The sequence below is a fragment of the Sphingomonas pokkalii genome, from assembly GCF_003096275.1.
In the GTDB taxonomy this organism is placed as follows: domain Bacteria; phylum Pseudomonadota; class Alphaproteobacteria; order Sphingomonadales; family Sphingomonadaceae; genus Sphingomonas; species Sphingomonas pokkalii.
On sequence record NZ_QENQ01000001.1, the window covers coordinates 1,007,709 to 1,025,695 of the forward strand.

Here is a 17,987-nt window from a genome sequence, read left to right on the forward strand (position 1 = left end):
GGCCCCGCTCCCTGTGGAGCGGGGCCGCTTTCTTCGGCAACCGCAGGCGCCTCAGGCGTAGCGGACCTGCACCTTTCGGCTGCGATAGCGCATCGCGCCGCCGATCGCGCCGAAGCCGAGGATCAGCATCGTCCAGCTAGACGGTTCCGGAACCGGGCCGCCGGCGAAGAAGGCGCTGTAGACCTGGCTCGACGTCACCTTATAGCCGCTATTGGCGAGGACGTTGACGTTCACGTTCCAGCCGATCGCATCGAACAATGCGAGGTCTGCCGAGGTGATCTCGTCGCCGAATCCGTCGCAGGTATAGGGATTCATGATCCCGACCAGGCCGGTGCACGTACCGGGTGCCTTCCAGTGCGAGGCCTGCCACCCGTCGCCGAAATTCTCGCCGGTCGAGAAATAGGAGTCGCCCTGGAACACCGTGGCGCCGCCATCGATCGAGAAATAGGAAGGCTGGTTGAACGCCCAGTTGAGCTGGCCCGGTGCGCTGTAGCGGAACACGTCCGATGCATAGGCCCACCAATAATCGTCGGTCTGGAAGCCGGGGCCGACGGAATAATCGAAATCGTCGGCACCGCTCAGAAAGCCGAGCGCGTGCCCCATTTCGTGGATCGCGACGCCGATGAAATCGTAGCTGTTGTTGGCGATGCCATCGGTCGGATCGAAATCGAACGCGAAATTGCTCGAAAACTGGATCTGGCCATCGACAGCCGCCGCCTGGCCGGTAAGCGCCTGCCAGTTGGCGGAGGAAAGGGCGATCGTGCTGCTGATGGCCGTTCCATCCGGTGCGACACGCGTACCGGACGTCGCAACGCCGTCGGTGGTCGCGGGATTATAATAGTTCGGCACGATGGCGGATAGGCTGCCGCTGCTGCTCAGCGGCTGCAGGTTGGCAACGGCGATCGCATCGAGCGCGCTGTTCCCGGTTGCCGCCAGCGCGGCGTAGTAATCGGAAACGGGAACATAGGTTCGCAGCGCGCTGGAGGTGCCCCCCAAGACGCCTGGCGGGAGCGCCGAGAAGCCGACATCGAAATGCAGCGTCACATTGTTGGTGAGCACGCTTTCCCAATAGCTCGCGGCGATCTTGAATCCGAGTTCCGCCGGCGATCCGGTAACGCCGCCGATGTCGTTGAGGATGATCTTGGTCTGCGCGGCGGCAGGTGCAGAAAGTGCTGTGGTGCAGGCAAGCGCCATCGCGCCGCTAAGCAGCAGCTTCATAGTATTGGATTTCATCAGAACCCCCTGTTGGCCGATGATGGACGTCGATCACTGCCCTAAGTTAATCAACGTTAACCAAAGTGCTGGAGGGAATGCTTGCCGTCAAGACAAATTGTGCACGGCACAAGGGATGTTCCTGCGGGTAAAAGCGTCCAGATTGAATGAAACGCCGAACAAGCCTGCATCGTGGCGATGTCGACGGAGTCGCCAGACACGAAAAAGGGGCCGGCGACAGCCCGATTACGGAGTGTCGCCGGCCCCTGGAAAGGAAAATCAGGCCGCGAGCTTGCGCAGCACGTAGTGGAGGATGCCGCCGTTGAGGAAATATTCCAGCTCGTTGACGGTATCGATCCGGCAACGGGTGAGGAAGGTTTCCGACGAGCCATCGGCGCGGGTGAGCTTCACTTCCACGTCCTGGCGCGGGCGGAGGCCCGCGACGCCGGTGATGGTGAAGGTTTCCGATCCGTCCAGCTTCAGCGTCTCGCGGGTCACGCCCTCGGCGAACTGCAGCGGCAGCACGCCCATGCCGACCAGGTTCGAGCGGTGGATGCGCTCGAAGCTCTCGGTGATCACCGCACGGACGCCGAGCAGGTTGGTGCCCTTCGCTGCCCAGTCGCGCGACGAGCCGGTGCCATATTCCTTGCCCGCAACGATGACGAGCGCGGTGCCGTCGGCCTTATGGCGCATCGCGGCGTCGTAGATCGGCATCACCTCGCCGGCATACTTGGTCATGCCGCCTTCGACGCCCGGCACCATCTCGTTCTTGATGCGGATGTTGGCGAAGGTGCCGCGGACCATGACTTCATCGTTGCCGCGGCGCGCGCCATAGCTGTTGAAGTCCTTCTTGGCGACCTGGTGCGACTGGAGGAACGCGCCGGCGGGCGAATCCGCCTTGATGCTGCCGGCGGGCGAGATGTGATCGGTGGTGATCGAATCGCCCAGGATCGCCAGCGGCTTGGCGTCGACGATGTCCTGCACCGGCGCCGGGGTCATCGACATGCCCTCGAAATAGGGCGGGTTGTGGATATAGGTCGAGCTCGTCGGCCAGGCGTACGTGTCCGACACGGTGACGCTGATCCCCTGCCAGTGGCTGTCGCCCAGATAGACGTTGCCGTAGCGCGAACGGAACATCTCGTCGTCGATGTTCGCCGTGATCAGGCCCTGGATTTCCTCGTTCGAGGGCCAGATGTCCTTGAGGAAGACCGGGCCGTTGGTGCCCTGGCCGATCGGAGTCTCGTACATGTCCTCGGTCACCGTGCCCTTCAGCGCATAGGCGACGACGAGCGGCGGCGAGGCGAGGAAGTTGGCGCGGACGTCCGGCGAGACGCGGCCCTCGAAGTTGCGGTTGCCCGACAGCACCGAGGCGGCGACGATGTCGTTGCCGTTGATCGCCTGGCTGATCGGCTCGGCGAGCGGACCCGAATTGCCGATGCAGGTGGTGCAGCCATAGCCGACCAGGTTGAAGCCGATCGCGTCGAGATCCTCGGTGAGGCCCGCCTTGTTGAGGTAATCGGTCACGACCTGCGAGCCCGGCGCCAGCGAGGTCTTCACCCACGGCTTGCGGGTCAGGCCCAGCGCGCGCGCCTTGCGGGCGACGAGGCCGGCGGCGATCAGCACCGACGGGTTCGAGGTGTTGGTGCAGCTGGTGATCGCGGCGATCACGACGTCGCCGTCGCCGATGTCATGGTCGCGACCCTCGACGCTCACGCGCGCGGGCTGCTCCTTCTTGTACACCTTGGTCAGGTCGCCGTTGAACACTTCGTCGACGCTGTCGAGGCTGACGCGGTCCTGCGGACGCTTGGGACCCGCGAGCGACGGACGCACCGTCGACATGTCGAGCTCGAGCGTGTCGGTGAAGATCGGCTCGGGGCCGCTGACGTCGTGCCACATGCCCTGCGCCTTGGCATAGGCCTCCACCAGCGCGACATTCTCTTCGCTGCGGCCGGTGAGGCGCATGTAATCGAGCGTCTTGTCGTCGATCGGGAAGAAGCCGCAGGTCGCGCCATATTCCGGCGCCATGTTGGCGATGGTCGCGCGGTCGGCGAGCGTCATCGCGTGCAGGCCGGGGCCGTAGAACTCGACGAAGCGGCCGACGACGCCCTTGGCGCGCAGCATCTGGGTGACGGTGAGCACCAGATCGGTCGCGGTGATGCCTTCCGGCAGCTTGCCGGTGAGCTTGAAGCCGACGACTTCGGGGATCAGCATCGACACCGGCTGGCCGAGCATCGCGGCTTCCGCCTCGATGCCGCCCACGCCCCAGCCGAGCACGCCCAGGCCGTTGACCATCGTCGTGTGGCTATCGGTGCCGACCAGCGTATCCGGATAGGCGATCGTCGCGCCATCGGGCGCCTGCGACGACCAGATCGACTGGGCGATATATTCCAGGTTCACCTGGTGGCAGATGCCGGTGCCCGGCGGGACCACCGAGAAGTTGTTGAGCGCCTTGGAGCCCCACTTGAGGAACTCGTAACGCTCGGCATTGCGCTCATATTCGAGCTTGACGTTGTCTTCGAAGGCCTGGGGCGTGCCGAACTCGTCGACCATCACCGAGTGGTCGATCACCAGGTGCACCGGCACCTGCGGGTTGATCTTGGCCGCGTCGCCGCCGAGCTTGGTGATCGCGTCGCGCATCGCGGCAAGATCGACCACGCAGGGCACGCCGGTGAAGTCCTGCATCAGCACGCGCGCGGGGCGATACTGGATCTCGCGGCTGGGGGCCTTGGGGTTCTGCTGCCAGTCGACGATCGCCTGGGCGTCCTCGGGGGTGACGGTCACGCCGTCGTCGAAGCGGAGCATGTTCTCCAGCAGCACCTTCATCGAGAAGGGCAGGCGGCTGACGTCGCCGAGCTTCGCCGCCGCCTTGGGGAGCGAGTAGAAGCTGTAGGTCTTGCCGGCGACGGTGAGCGAGTCACGCGTGCCGAGCGTATCGTTGCCGATGGCGGTCATGAGGCGCGGGGTCCTTTCCCTGATCTGGTCCGCCGGGCGCTCGGTGGACGCAGCCCATTATAGGCCGCGCGGGCGCACCGTCGGGGTGCTGCGAATGCGAAGATTCGCGAGGGGCCTTAGCGCGGGTTTGGGGGGAGGGAAAGGGGACGTTGGTAGGGCGATGGGTGGTGATAGCGGTAACGGTTCCGAGCCATCGGTTCGGCAAAGCAGCCATCCCTTCCGCGACGGTGTGATCCGTGAGACGAGCCATCACTCACTCAGAAGCGGTCAATGACCTCCGCCAAAGTCTTCGATTGAGCTTGAGTTCCTATGAGCACCTTGCACTTTTCGGGCATCATAGCTTACCGTCGATTAGAAGCGACTGCTTAGCAAGCTATCTGCCGAGTCAGACGATTGATTGGAAAGAGCACATTTCAACGGGGGAAGTTGATTTGAAAAGGATAATGATTTGCGCGCCAGCCTTATTCATGCTCACGGCGCTTTCAGATGACGGCCTGAGTAGAGCAAAATATGAAGTTCCAGCAGGAGCCAAACAAATTGCATACGTTAAATTCCCGAAGGGCAATTTACGCTTGACAATATTTGGCGACGGCGATGCACAATATTACGGCATCAAGGAAGGCCCTACTTGCAAAAACACGAAAAGGCTAATCATTTATAATGCCGGCATAGGTGGAAACACCAAAGAAAAGATCGTGAACGTAGAGGCCGGCAAACCATTGACCTTCATAGCAACGACACTGAAGAAAGGTTCCGTCGGATACGCTTCTGGCTTTACGGACAACTGGCACACCTGCACGCGCGTATTTACTTTTACGCCGGAAGCGGGAAAATCTTATCTAATTACTCAAGAGGCACTTGCATCTAGCCCAAAATTTTGCTCGGTTGATATCCAAGACGCAAAAACCGGCAGCCACCCTGATGCCGTGGTCGAAGAAGCGCCAATTTCCTGTATTTTTTGACAGGCAACAACCAGTAGGCTCATCGAGCTTAGCTTGGGCTGGTCTAGGAAAAACTCGACTAGCCCCTTTTTATTTACATAGAACCATTGCCATGCCAACCGCGATCGGCACAGAACTTTCGTGAACGCGCAATTCTTTACGATCATTCCTGAAGTTGCAACCCTCCCCCATTGCCGTTTCCCGCCCCGCTGCTAGCGTCGCGGCCATGACCGAAGGCATGACCTATGGGCGCTATCTCGCCCTCGACCAGCTGCTCGCCGCCCAGCATCCGCTGTCGGACCGGCATGACGAGCTGCTGTTCATCATCATCCACCAGGCCAAGCAGATGCTCGCCGGGCTGCGCCTCGCCAAGGGCCTGGCGCGGGTCAGCCGCATCCAGGCGGTGATGACGCTGCGCTGGGGCGTGCTCGCGACCGAAGCTTGTGATCGCTGTCGCTCGCGTCGAATGGCGTGCGTGGTCTTGGCGCTGCCGCGAAGAATCTGGCCCATAGCGCCGTCCGCTGCGACGGCGACAAATCTGCACCATCCCATGCTGGGACCAAACAGCTAGCTTCTCAACCGGCGGCTTTTCTGGCGGGTTCGGCTGCAACGCACCTATGCCAAACGCCGCGACAAATTTCGTGTGCCTGCGCAAATCACGACATGGTTTTGCCCAGCTCTTGCCGTTCTTGCAACGCTGTGTAGGGCGTCTGCGCGGCGATGCGGGATTCCCCCTGTTCGCCCCCTGTCTGAGTGTCCGGTCCCGCATCGATGTCATCGATTACGTCTGCCTCGCCCGCGCGCCGGCTGCGCGTTTCGCTGCGTGGGCGTGGCACGGCCATTCTGCTGGCGCTGGCGATCGAGCTGCTCATCGCGTTGATGCTGCTGTGGATGGCGCCCAAGGTCACGCCGAAGGAGAAGCCGAAGACGGTCGTGTTCGGTATCGAAGCTTCGGACGGAAGGGATTCTTCCCAGCCGGAGGCGGAAAAGGCGCAGGAGCGCGCACGGAAGCCTGCCGGTGCCCGCGCCGAGGCCCCGAAGCAGCCACCGACCGCCGATACCCCGCCGCCGCCGGTTCTACCGCCGGTTGCCAACGGGCCGCCGAGCTTTCTCCAACTGAGCCGTTCGGACTATGCTGCGTCCGATGTGTCGCGCGCGACGGCGTCCAAGGCGGGCGACGAAGGCGATGCGGAGACCGTCGCGTCGAGCGGCGGCGGCAGTGCGGGGGATACGCCGCGGGCGGGCACCGGGCCGCATGGCGAAACGCTCTATGCCGCGGAATGGTATCGCCGGCCGACCCAGGCGCAGCTTTCGCCCTATCTGCCCCAGCGGGCACAGGGTCGGGATGGCTGGGGCGAGATCGCTTGCCGCACCATTTCGCGCTTCCAGGTGACGGATTGCCAGGAACTCGGCGAATTTCCGCGCGGTTCGGGCTATGCCGGTGCGGTGCGACAGTCGGCATTCCAGTTCCTGGTCAAGCCGCCGCAGCTCAATGGCAAGGCGATGGTCGGCAGCTGGGTCCGTATCCGCATCACCTACACGCAACGAGGTGGTGGCGGCGACGGCGGGGAGTGAGTCCTCCCCTTCAGAACAGGCGACGGATCTGGAAATAGAGATACTGTCCCCTCCGCTGCTCGCGACGCTCTCGATACAGCAGTGGCGTGCGATTGCGCGGGCCCGCATAGATATCGCGATCATAGATGCGGGCGGCGTTGTTGATATTGCCCAGGTCCAGCCGGAGCGTCAGCTTTTTGTTCGGCTTCCATTGGCCGAAGATTTCGAACAGGGGTTCGATCTCGGTCGTGCGATATTCCGCGATGCGATAGAGGTGATAGGGGCGGCTGCCGCAGCTGGCATGGGCGCCATAGGTGAAGTGGCCGCCGAAGATGTCGTGGCTGAACGTTGCGCTGCAGGTTACCGGAATCTCGTTGGCATAGCGGCGGCGTTCGCGGGTCAGCGGATCGGTGACGCGCGAGCGCACGACCGCGGCGTTGGCGCGCAGGCGTGCGTTGCGGATGCCGATCTTGTCGAACGGCAGCGTCAGGTTGCTCGAAAGCGTGTCGCGGGTGCCCTTGCCGATATTGCCAGCGGCATCGAACCCGTCGGGCAGCGGGATGTAATCGATCACGTCGCGCGTGGCTTCGTGCTTGGCACTCAGTTCCAGCGCCCCTTTGCCCCAGAAACGGTGTTCGTACACCGCCTCCAGTGTCAGTGCCCGTTCGGGCACCAGCCCGCCATTGCCGGCGCGCACCGTCCCCAGGTTGTTCTCGGTCGCGGCGACGAAATCGTTGAAATCAAGCTGGCTAACGGTGCGTTCGATGCGTAGCCGCACCTGGTCGCGCTGGCCGGGGCGCCAAGTAAGCTGCACGCGCGGCTTGGGGTAGAAGAAGGAACGGCTGCGTGGGGTATCGCCATTGGCGGCGATGCGCGAAACTTCCGCCCGCATCCCCGCTTCGATCGTCAGCCTGCGTATCGGTTGCCAGCGGGCCAGACCGAACAATTCTCCCCGCACTTCGTTCACGAATACTTTGGCATCCGGCAGCGCCACCGGCACGCCCTGTTCGCTATAGTCGGTACGGTTGTCGAGGAAGTTGTATGCAATTTCCCCGCCGCCTTCGAGCGACAATGCCGGATTGAGCTTATAGCGCAGGATCGGGCGGACGATCGATTCGCCGCTTTTCGATCGGGAACCAAAGCCGGCGAAGAAATCGCCCGAGACGGCGGAGGACGTATAGCGCAGCTGCCCCAGCCGTTGCAGGGCAATCAGTTCCACCTCGCCCTTCGCACCGAGCGTGCGGGTCCAGTTGGCGCCGAGTTCAGCCTTCCACTGCCGGGTCAGGTCTTCGTTGCGGCCGTCATTGCCTTGGCCGGCGAGCAGCGTCGTGGCCTGGCTGGTGGGATAGTCCAGATAGTCGATGCGGCCATTGACGGTCAGCAGGCCGCCGCCGGCCCGGCGCTGCAAGAGCCCGCGAGCGACGAGATTGCGGACATGGTCCCACAGATCGAGCTTCTGGCGCAGAAGCAGGCTGCCGGCGGCGTCGCGGCGCGTGCGTGTGCCATAGGCGGTGCCGGGGGTTCGATCGCTGACCCCTTCGATGGATATTTCCTCGCGCGCATCGCCGTTGCGATGGGTGTACTGCATCGTCAGGTCGGGGCCGATATAGCCGTCGCGATAGGCATAGCCCTGAAGGTCGATCAGCTTCTCGGTCGATGCCGTCCGTTTCAGGATGATGTTCGCGATCACCGCGCGGCCCTGCATGTCGATGCCCGGCGCGCCGCCGCGGATCAGCTCGATCCGGGCGATGCTGGCAACGGTGATACGACGCAGAATTTCGCCCAGGCCGTCGGTCTTGGAGGCGGGGGGCTTCCCGTCTATCAGCACGTTGCCGGTGTTGCCGGCCAGGCCGCGCGCGTCGCCATTGCCGACGTCGAGCGCGAAGCCGGGCAGCCGCTGTACCACCTCCAGCGCGGTGGCCAGGGCCGTGGCGCTGAAGAATTCGGGGCCATAGACGATCACGCCTTGTTGCGTGGTGGTCGCGTGGGTGGCTTCAGGCTGGGTGGTGGGCAGCGGTTGCGCCAGCACGGTTCCGGGGCAGATCGCCGCGGCGACCGCAGACACGCAACGAACCCTCATTTGACTCAGAAGACCCCCTAGCTCCAGCGTGATAGCTGGAAGCCTTCATGAACTTTGAAGCAACGTGGGCGGCGTGCGCAAACGAAAAGCGCAGACCCGGATTTTCCCCGAACCGGCGTTGCCGCCGGGCAACAATGCGGTTCAAAGCGCTTGTGCTACCGCCCAGCCGCTGGCCCAGGCCCATTGGAAATTGTAGCCGCCCAGCCAGCCGGTGACGTCCACCGCCTCGCCGATTGCGTAGAGGCCGGGCACGCGGCGCGCTTCCATGGTCCGCGAGGAGAGATCGGCGGTGCTGATGCCACCCACGGTCACCTCCGCCTTGGCGAAGCCCTCGGTGCCGTTGGGGGTAAAGCGCCAGCCGGCGAGCTGCGCCTCGGCCTGTTCCAGCAGCGCATCGCGGCAATTGCCGAGCTCGCTAGGCAGGGCAATGCGTTCGGCCAGGGTGGTGGCAAGCCGCTCGGGCAGCTGGCGGTTGAGCAGGCTGCGCAGCCCCAGGCGGGGTTCGCTGCGCTTGGCCTCGCGCAGCCAGCCCTTGGGCTGCTCGGGCAGGAAGTCGATCGCGATCTGCTCGCCATGCCTCCAATAGGAGGAGACCTGGAGGATCGCAGGGCCGGAGAGGCCGCGATGGGTGAACAGCGCCGCCTCGCGGAAGCTTGCCTTGCCGGCGCTGGCGGCCACGGGGGTGGAGACGCCGGAGAGATCGCGGAACAGCGCCTGATCGGGCCCGAGGGTAAGGGGGACGAGCGCGGGGCGCGGCTCGACCACCTTGAGGCCGAAGCGGCGGGCGAGGTCATAGGCGAAGCCGGTCGCGCCGAGCTTGGGGATGGCCGGGCCGCCCGTGGCGATGACGAGGGCGGGGGCCTCGGCCACGCCCTTGCTGGTGGTCACCCGGAAGCGGCCATCGGCATGGTCGACGGCGGTGATGCTGGCGCCGAGCTGGAGGGGCACGCCGCCCATTGCGCATTCGCCGAGCAGCATGTCGACGATCTGCCGCGCCGAGCCGTCGCAGAACAGCTGGCCCAGCGTCTTCTCGTGCCAGGCGATGCCGTGCCGTTCGACCAGCGCGAGAAAGTCCTGCGCGGTGTAGCGGCCGAGCGCCGACTTGGCGAAATGCGGGTTGGCGGAGAGGTAGCGATCGGGCGCGGTGCCGAGATTGGTGAAGTTGCACCGCCCGCCGCCCGAGATCAGGATCTTCTTGCCCGGCGCCTCGGCATGGTCGAGCAGCAGCACCCGGCGGCCACGCTGGCCCGCCGTGGCGGCGCAGAACATCCCCGCCGCGCCCGCGCCGAGAAGGATTGCGTCATGGGTGCCGAGGTTGTGCTGCATGGAAGGGCGTTAGCGCGGTTCTGGGGCTCCGAACAGCAAAACGCCGCCGGGAGACCGGCGGCGTTTTGCGTCGAGGATGTCCCCCTCACCCTTCCCACCGCCCTCGGCGGCGGGCCCCTTCCCTCTCCCACAGGGGGAGAGGGAGTTTCGATCCCCGCTCCCTCTCCCCCTGTGGGAGAGGGAGGGAGCCGCGAAGCGGCGGAAGGGTGAGGGGGACTCGTGACTCCTCAGATGTGAATCGGCTTCCCCAGCACGCCCATCGCCGCTTCCTTGATCGCCTCGGAATGCGTCGGGTGGGCATGGCAGGTATAGGCGATGTCTTCGGACGTCGCGCCGAATTCCATCGCCTGCGCGACCTGGGCGATCATCGTGCCGGCCGGCGCGGTGATGATCCAGGCGCCGAGCACGCGATCGGTCTTGGCGTCGGCGATCACCTTCACCCAGCCGGTGGTGTCGTCGATCGCCTTGGCGCGGCTGTTGCCCGCCATCGGGAACTTGCCGACCTTCACCTCGCCCTTTTCGCGCGCCTGCTCCTCGGTGAGGCCGACGCCGGCGATTTCGGGGTGGGTGTAGACCACGCTCGGGATCACCGCGTGGTTCACGATGCCGGTGAGCCCTGCGATGTTCTCGGCCACTGCGATGCCCTCGTCCTCGGCCTTGTGCGCGAGCATCGGGCCGGGGATCACGTCGCCGATCGCCCACACGCCGTCCACGGCGGTGCGGAAGCTGTGATCGGTCTCGATCTGGCCGCGCTGGTTGGTGGCGAGGCCGATCTTGTCGAGGCCCAGGCCCTCGGTGTTCGGACGGCGGCCGATCGCGACGAGCACGACATCGGCTTCGAGCGTCTCAGGCGTGCCGCCGGCGGCGGGCTCGACGGTGACGGCCGCCTTGTCGCCATTGACGGCAACGCCGGTCACCTTGGTGGAGAGCTTGATCTCCATGCCCTGCTTCTTGAAGATCTTGGCGGCTTCCTTGCGGACTTCACCGTCCATGCCGGGGAGCAGCTGGTCGAGATACTCGACCACGGTCACCTTGGCGCCGAGGCGCTGCCAGACCGAGCCGAGCTCGAGCCCGATCACGCCGCCGCCGATGACGACCATGTTCGCCGGCACCTTCTCCAGCGCGATCGCGCCGGTGGAGTCGACGACGACCTTCTGGTCGATCGTGACGCCCGGCAGCGGGGTGACCGACGAGCCGGTGGCGATCACGATGTTCTTGGCGGTGACGGTGCGCTCGCCCACCTGCACGGTGTGCGCGTCGATGAAGGTGCCGAGGCCCTTCACCCACTCCACCTTGTTCTTCTTGAACAGGAATTCGATGCCGCCGGTCAGGCCCTTCACGGCCTTGTCCTTGTCGGCCATCATCGCCGGCAGGTCGAGTTCGACACTGCCCAGCTTGACGCCATGCTTGGCGAGCGCGCCCGAGGCGGCTTCGTGGAACAGCTCGGACGCGTTCAGCAGCGCCTTGGAGGGAATGCAGCCGACGTTGAGGCAGGTGCCGCCCAGCGTCTCACGGGCTTCGACGCAGCCGGTCTTGAGGCCCAGCTGCGCCGCGCGGATCGCCGCGACATAGCCGCCGGGGCCGGAACCGATGATCAGGACGTCGAAATCATATTCAGCCATTTTGTCTTTCCTAAGTAAGCTCGACCAGCGCATTCAGGCCGGACAGGAAATGTTGGAAACTGCGGGAAGAGTTTCGCGCGGGATCCATATGGGCGGCCATTCGCCGCGCGCTCTCAACCTTCGGAAGACGCGTCTGATCTTTCCAATGTCCGGCGCCATGCAGCACCCGCAGGAAAGCTTCATGCGTACCGCCCTTTATCGCATCTGGGTTTCTATAGCGGGCCGAATTTGCAAAGGTCGGCTTAACCCCAGGCCAAGCCGCAGCTGTGGCAATTGCGTCGCCGAAATACCAAGCTTCGAGTTCCTCAACAACAATGCGATTGACGACGTCGAATTCGACTCCGTCTGCCTGAGACTTATGTATCAAACCGGCTTCTTGAGCGGCTGCTGCAAGCTGCGCTTTCAATGCGTTGCAGTCGTCTTCGTCGCGATCAATCAGAACCAGCGCGAGCGGGCGAAAGGCAGGTGGCGTACTCGCATAGCCACGTAAGCGCTTTGGCAACTCTTTCAGCAGTTGGGGTTTGGAGCCGTGGTTGATCGGACGCCATAATGCAGTATTCGGTAGAACACGGGGGAGGAAATCTCTTAGGAAGGCCTCCATCGACGGTTCTTCGACATGAATATGTATCTCGCGGCTCAAGGGTTGCCTGCCTCGAAGTAGCCCTCCAGCCACAGCTGTCCAAGCTTTGCGCCTGCAGTTATTTGGTGCGAAACGCCGCTCATGTCGGCAGCACGGATAGCTTCGGTATAGCCGCGCTCATTCCGTCGTAAGGCCCAGACCTGTTTGGGTTCAAGTGCATCAATGAAGAATGGGGAATGGGTCGTCACCACCATCTGCATTTGCGCAGATGCGACTTCGCATTCTTCCGCAAGTTCGTAGAGAAGCTTCGGATGCAAGAAATTTTCGGGTTCTTCGATACCCAGAAAGGGTGGCGGCGCTGGATCGTGCAATTGGATCAAGTACGCGAGCATCTTCAGTGTACCATCCGATACGTACCGCGCCTGCACCCCCTCCTCGAAGGGGGCATCTTTGACTGTCAGCAGCAAATGCCCCGTAGGCAGTGCCACCGGGTTCACGGATTCGAGTTTAGGAATACGCCGGCGCAATGTGCCAAAGATGCGCTCTAGGCGGTCGGGATGACGCTCGCCGAGAAACTGAATTACGTTGGCTAGATTGTTCCCGTTGCGCGAAAGATGCTCTTGTGGCCCAGCCTCCGGCACCACTCGAGTGTCTCCAGCCGACAAGTAGGAAAGGTGCCAGCCTACAATGAAGTCACGCAAAGACTTGACGCGCGGATTATCCGCCAGCTGGCCCAACGTGCTAACCGCTAAAACATCCGGACCAGCCAGCGGGAGTTCGATTTTTTTATCATGCTGTTCCGGGAGCTCGCCAGAGACCACAGATCCGGAGCCAAATTTGTAATCCAGAAACCGGAAGGGTTTGCCCCAGCTGCCTCGTTTCCAGTGCATCCACTCAGATGCAATTACGGGTTTCCCGTCAATGTCATCTATCTCAAGATGATAACGAACCAAGCTTGGTTCTTTACCATCAAGGCGGCCGCCTTCGCGGTAAGCAAGTTCAAACGTGATCGGACCTTTTTGTCCCCTGCTCCGCAGATCCGAAAATTTACCGCGCTTATCTACCGCGCGGCGGAGGCCTTCGGAAAAGCAATCCGAAAGAAATGCAAATACATCGAAGAAAGTAGACTTGCCGCTGCCGTTCGCCCCCAGCAGTGCAGTCAAGGGCGTAATGTCCTTGAACTGCACCTTTTGAAGAGAACGAAAATTGCCGATCTTGACCTCTTCGATGCGCGCGGGCTTCAGGCGTGAAGGAGACACGATCGGCAATCCCATTCTTACAGGTCGATCAGCAGGCGGGTCGGATCCTCGATCGCGTTCTTGATCGCGACGAGGAAGGTCACCGCCTCGCGGCCGTCGATCAGGCGGTGATCGTAGCTGAGTGCGAGGTACATCATCGGGCGGACGACGACCTGGCCGTCACGCACGACCGGGCGCTCCTCGATGCGGTGCAGGCCCAGCACGGCCGACTGCGGCGGGTTGATGATCGGGGTCGACATCAGCGAGCCGAACACGCCGCCGTTGGAGATGGTGAAGGTACCGCCCTTCATCTCGTCCATCTTCAGCGTGCCGTCCTTGGCGCGCTTGCCGAAATCGCCGATCGTCTTCTCGATGCCGGCGACCGACAGGTCCTGCGCGTCGCGGATCACCGGCACGACCAGGCCCTGCGGGGCCGACACCGCGACCGAGATGTCGCAATAATCGTGGTAGACGATCTCGTCGCCCTCGATCGAGCCGTTGACGCCGGGGATGTCCTTCAGCGCCATGCAGGCGGCCTTCACGAAGAAGCCCATGAAGCCGAGGCGGACGCCGTGCTTCTTCTCGAACAGGTCCTTGTACTTGGCGCGCGCCTCGATCACCGCGGTCATGTCCACGTCGTTGAACGTGGTGAGCATGGCGGCGGTGTTCTGCGCTTCCTTGAGGCGCTTGGCGACGGTCTGGCGCAGGCGGGTCATCCGCACGCGCTCTTCCTTGCGACCGCCGGTCGAAGCCGGAGCGGCTGCCGGGGCAGCGGCCGGCGCCGGGGCAGCGGCAGGCTTGCTGCTGGCGGCGGCGATCACGTCGTCCTTGGTCAGGCGGCCATCCTTGCCGGTGCCCTGCACGGTCGAGGGATCGACGCCCGTTTCGAGCACCGCACGGCGCACCGACGGCGACAGCGCGGCGGCATCGGCTGACGGGGCAGCGGCGGGCGCCGGTGCCGGGGCGGCGGCCGGAGCAGCCGCGGCGGGGGCTGCAGCCGGAGCGGCCGCAGCACCTTCACCCGCAATGATCGCGATCACCGCACCCACTTCGACGGTATCGCCGACCTTGACGATCTGCTCGCCCATCACGCCGGCGACCGGCGAGGGGACTTCGACCGAGACCTTGTCGGTCTCGAGGCTGGCGATCGGCTCGTCGGCGCGGACGGGATCGCCCGGATTCTTCAGCCATTCACCGACGGTGGCTTCGGTGATCGATTCGCCCAGTACAGGGACTTTGACTTCGGTGGCCATTTTCAACCTTTCCGGGTGCGGCGGATTTCTTCGCGGACATTATGGCCGAGCGCGTCGGCAACGAGCGCGCCCTGCTCTGCGGTGTGGCGCTTCATCAGGCCGGTGGCGGGCGATGCCGCCGCGGCGCGACCGGCATAGCGCGGACGCTGTACCTTCGTGCCTGCATCGATGAGGCACTGCTCGATCAGCGGCTCGACGAAGAACCAGTAGCCGTTGTTCTTCGGCTCTTCCTGGGCCCACACCACCTCTTCGAGGTTGGTCATGCGCTTCAGCCGCTCGGTCAGCGGCTCGCCCGGGAACGGGTAGAGCTGCTCGATCCGGACGATCGCGGTGTTCTGGTCGCTGGCCGCATCTCGCGCCTCGATCAGGTCGTAGGCGACCTTGCCGGTGCAGAGCACGAGGCGCTTCACCTCGGTATCCGCGGGCGCGTTCGGGTCCGACAGGATGCGCTTGAAGTGGCTGTCGCCCAGGAATTCCTCGGCGCTGGAGACCGCCAGCTTGTGGCGGAGCAGCGACTTGGGCGTCATCTGGATCAGCGGCTTGCGGAAGTTGCGGTGCATCTGCCGGCGCAGCAGGTGGAAATAGTTGGCCGGCGTGGTGATGTTCACCACCTGCATGTTATCCTGCGCGCAGAGCTGGAGGAAGCGCTCCGGACGCGCCGAGCTGTGCTCGGGGCCCTGGCCTTCATAGCCGTGCGGCAGCAGCATCACCAGGCCGTTGGCGCGGAGCCACTTGGACTCGCCCGACGCGATGAACTGATCGATCATGATCTGCGCGCCGTTCACGAAGTCGCCGAACTGCGCTTCCCACAGCACCAGCGCCTTCGGGTCCGCCAGCGCATAGCCATATTCGAAGCCGAGCACGCCATATTCGCTGAGCGGCGAATCGAGCACCTCGAAGCTGCCATGCGGCACCGTGGTGAGCGGCACGTACTTGGCCTCGGTCTTCTGGTCGACCCAGACGGCATGGCGCTGCGAGAAGGTGCCGCGGCCCGAATCCTGGCCGGACAGGCGAACCGTATAGCCTTCCGAGAGCAGCGAGCCGAACGCCAGTGCCTCGCCGGTCGCCCAATCGAAATTGACGCCCGACTTGAACATCTCGCGCTTGGCATCGAGCACGCGGCCGAGGGTCTTGTGGATCTCGAGATCCTCCGGGACCGTAGTCAGCGTGCGGCCGATGCTGTCGAACAGCTTCTTCTCGATGCCGGTCTCGACGTTGCGACGCGCGCCCTCGCCGTCGGACGGCGCGCCCAGGCCCGACCAGCGGCCGGCGAACCAGTCCGCCTTGTTCGGCAGATAGGTCTTGCCCGCTTCGAACTCGCCTTCGAGCAGCGTGTTGAACTGGTTGGTCTTCTCGTCGATGAAGCCCTGGTCGACCACGCCCTCGGCGATCAGCTTTTGGCCATAGATGCTGCTCACACCGGGGTGCTGGCGGATCTTCTGGTACATCAGCGGCTGGGTGAAGCCGGGCTCGTCGCCTTCATTGTGGCCGAAGCGGCGATAGCACCACATGTCGATCACGATGTCGCGGTGGAAGGCCTGGCGGAACTCGATCGCTACCTTGCAGGCGAAGGTCACGGCTTCGGGATCGTCGCCGTTGACGTGCAGGATCGGCGCCTGGACGCCCTTGGCGACGTCCGACGGATAGGGCGAGGAGCGCGCGAACTGCGGGCTCGTCGTAAAGCCGACCTGGTTGTTGATGACGAAGTGGATGCAGCCGCCGGTATTGTAGCCGCGGATGCCGGAGAAGCCGAGCGTCTCCCACACGATGCCCTGGCCGGCGAAGGCCGCGTCACCGTGGATCAGCACCGGCAGCACCTGCTCGTGCTTTTCCAGGTCGCCGCGGATCGTCTGCAGCGCGCGCGCCTTACCGAGCACGACCGGATCGGCCGCCTCGAGGTGCGACGGGTTGGCGACCAGCGACATATGGACGCTGATGCCGTCGAACTGGCGATCGGTGGAGGTGCCGAGGTGGTACTTCACGTCACCCGAACCGGCGACGTCGTCCGGGTTGGCCGAACCGCCGCCGAACTCATGGAAGATCACCCGGAACGGCTTTTCCATGACGTTGGCGAGCATGTTCAGGCGGCCGCGATGGGCCATGCCGTACACGATCTCGCGCACGCCCTGCTGGCCGCCATATTTGATGATCGCTTCCATCGCCGGGATCATCGATTCGCCGCCGTCGAGGCCGAACCGCTTGGTGCCGACATATTTCTTGCCGAGGAATTTTTCCCACTGCTCGGCTTCGATCACCTTGGACAGGATCGCCTTCTTGCCGTCAGGCGTGAAGGTGATCGCCTTGTCCTTGCCTTCCATCCGGTCCTGGAGGAATCGGCGCTCCTCCACGTCCGCGATGTGCATATATTCGAGGCCGACATTGCCGCAGTAATTGGCCTGGAGGATCGCGACGATCTCGCGCACCGTGCCGTGCTGCAGGCCGAGCGCGCCGCCCAGATAGATCGGGCGATCGAGGTCTGCGCCCGAGAAGCCGTGATATTCCGGCGTCAGGTCGGCGGGCAGGTTCTGGCGGGCGAGGCCCAGCGGATCGAGATTGGCGGCGAGATGGCCGCGCACCCGGTAGGTGCGAATCAGCATCATCGCGCGGATCGAATCTTCCGCGGCCTTGGTCACGTCCGCCGTGGAGGCGGCGGGGGTCGCCGGCTTTGCGGGCGCGCCGCCCTTGGCGGGCTTCGGCGCGGGCTCCATCTGGGTGGGGTCGAGCCCGGCCGTCAGCGCGTCGGTTTCGGTCAGCGGCCAGTTGGCGCGCCGCCAGCTGGGGCCGGAGGCCGTGGATTCGAGACCCTCGAACCAGGCACGCCAGCTCGGTTCGACAGAGGCCGGATCGCTCTTGTAGCGCCGGTACAGGGTCTCGACGAAGCCGGGGCTCACACCGCCGGCGATGTCGTCGAAGTCGAGGCCTTCATAGCCCATGATCATGCTTCCGTTCGTGTTAGCGCTCCCATCCCCACCTATATAGGAGCGCTACCGTTGCAGTTTAGCCCTTCAGCGCTTCCAGCAGCGTCTCGCCGAGCAGCGAGGGGCTGGGGGAGACGCGGATGCCGGCGGCTTCCATCGCCGCGATCTTGTCTTCGGCGCCGCCCTGGCCGCCCGAGACGATCGCGCCGGCATGGCCCATGCGGCGGCCCGGAGGCGCGGTGCGGCCCGCGATGAAGCCGGCCATCGGCTTCTTGCGGCCACGCTTGGCCTCGTCGATCAGGAACTGGGCG

At 64.1% G+C, this 17,987-nt stretch carries 11 protein-coding genes and 3 pseudogenes; 3 read left to right on the top strand and 11 right to left on the bottom strand.

All coding sequences use genetic code 11. The annotated features are described in order from the left end of the window. Positions 1–51 precede the first annotated feature (51 nt). Both DD559_RS04635 and acnA read right to left on the bottom strand, forming a co-directional pair. Positions 52–1,233 (bottom strand): NF038122 family metalloprotease, encoded by a 1,182-nt coding sequence (locus DD559_RS04635; RefSeq protein ID WP_116468150.1) that lies wholly within the window; start codon positions 1,231–1,233, stop codon positions 52–54. 258 nt (positions 1,234–1,491) lie between these two features. Continuing rightward, entirely contained in the window at positions 1,492–4,164 is a 2,673-nt protein-coding gene (acnA, locus tag DD559_RS04640; RefSeq protein ID WP_116468151.1) for an aconitate hydratase AcnA, read from the bottom strand. Between the two features lie 293 nt (positions 4,165–4,457). Between acnA and DD559_RS19570 the strand changes: the two genes are divergently transcribed. Continuing rightward, positions 4,458–5,126 (top strand): hypothetical protein, encoded by a 669-nt coding sequence (locus DD559_RS19570; protein WP_165830975.1) that lies wholly within the window; start codon positions 4,458–4,460, stop codon positions 5,124–5,126. A gap of 217 nt (positions 5,127–5,343) precedes the next feature. Next, positions 5,344–5,439 (top strand): annotated as a pseudogene (locus tag DD559_RS20245) (tryptophan 2,3-dioxygenase); the annotation flags it as partial. A gap of 80 nt (positions 5,440–5,519) precedes the next feature. On the opposite strand, the pseudogene DD559_RS04650 reads toward DD559_RS20245, so the two are convergent. Continuing rightward, positions 5,520–5,615 (bottom strand): annotated as a pseudogene (locus DD559_RS04650) (IS481 family transposase); the annotation flags it as partial. A 261-nt stretch (positions 5,616–5,876) separates the two neighbouring features. Here DD559_RS04650 and DD559_RS04655 point away from each other — a divergent pair. Beyond that, positions 5,877–6,680, top strand: a complete 804-nt coding sequence (locus DD559_RS04655) for a hypothetical protein (protein WP_116468152.1) — start codon at positions 5,877–5,879, stop codon at positions 6,678–6,680. 10 nt (positions 6,681–6,690) lie between these two features. Here the strand turns inward: DD559_RS04655 and DD559_RS04660 are convergent, their stop codons facing one another. The 8 genes and pseudogenes from DD559_RS04660 to DD559_RS04695 all read right to left on the bottom strand — a co-directional run. After that, positions 6,691–8,724 (bottom strand): TonB-dependent receptor plug domain-containing protein, encoded by a 2,034-nt coding sequence (locus DD559_RS04660; protein WP_116468153.1) that lies wholly within the window; start codon positions 8,722–8,724, stop codon positions 6,691–6,693. A gap of 156 nt (positions 8,725–8,880) precedes the next feature. Next, positions 8,881–10,065 (bottom strand): BaiN/RdsA family NAD(P)/FAD-dependent oxidoreductase, encoded by a 1,185-nt coding sequence (locus DD559_RS04665; RefSeq protein ID WP_116468154.1) that lies wholly within the window; start codon positions 10,063–10,065, stop codon positions 8,881–8,883. Positions 10,066–10,292: 227 nt separating this feature from the next. Further along, positions 10,293–11,687 carry a dihydrolipoyl dehydrogenase gene (gene lpdA / locus DD559_RS04670; RefSeq protein ID WP_116468155.1) on the bottom strand — a complete coding sequence of 465 codons (1,395 nt, stop codon included), beginning with the start codon at positions 11,685–11,687 and terminating at the stop codon, positions 10,293–10,295. Positions 11,688–11,697: 10 nt separating this feature from the next. Beyond that, the gene (locus tag DD559_RS04675; protein ID WP_206364443.1) at positions 11,698–12,327 is read right to left on the bottom strand and encodes a DUF4276 family protein; all 630 of its coding nucleotides are present in this window, start codon (positions 12,325–12,327) and stop codon (positions 11,698–11,700) included. Then, positions 12,324–13,541, bottom strand: coding sequence for an AAA family ATPase (locus tag DD559_RS04680; RefSeq protein WP_116468156.1), 1,218 nt, complete (start codon positions 13,539–13,541; stop codon positions 12,324–12,326). Before DD559_RS04680 ends, DD559_RS04675 begins: the two co-directional genes overlap by 4 nt. Positions 13,542–13,543: 2 nt before the next feature. Continuing rightward, positions 13,544–14,758 carry a 2-oxoglutarate dehydrogenase complex dihydrolipoyllysine-residue succinyltransferase gene (gene odhB, locus DD559_RS04685; protein ID WP_116468157.1) on the bottom strand — a complete coding sequence of 405 codons (1,215 nt, stop codon included), beginning with the start codon at positions 14,756–14,758 and terminating at the stop codon, positions 13,544–13,546. A gap of 2 nt (positions 14,759–14,760) precedes the next feature. Further along, positions 14,761–17,691, bottom strand: coding sequence for a 2-oxoglutarate dehydrogenase E1 component (locus tag DD559_RS04690; protein ID WP_206364553.1), 2,931 nt, complete (start codon positions 17,689–17,691; stop codon positions 14,761–14,763). A gap of 64 nt (positions 17,692–17,755) precedes the next feature. Next, positions 17,756–17,987, bottom strand: a pseudogene (locus DD559_RS04695) (succinate--CoA ligase subunit alpha); the annotation flags it as partial.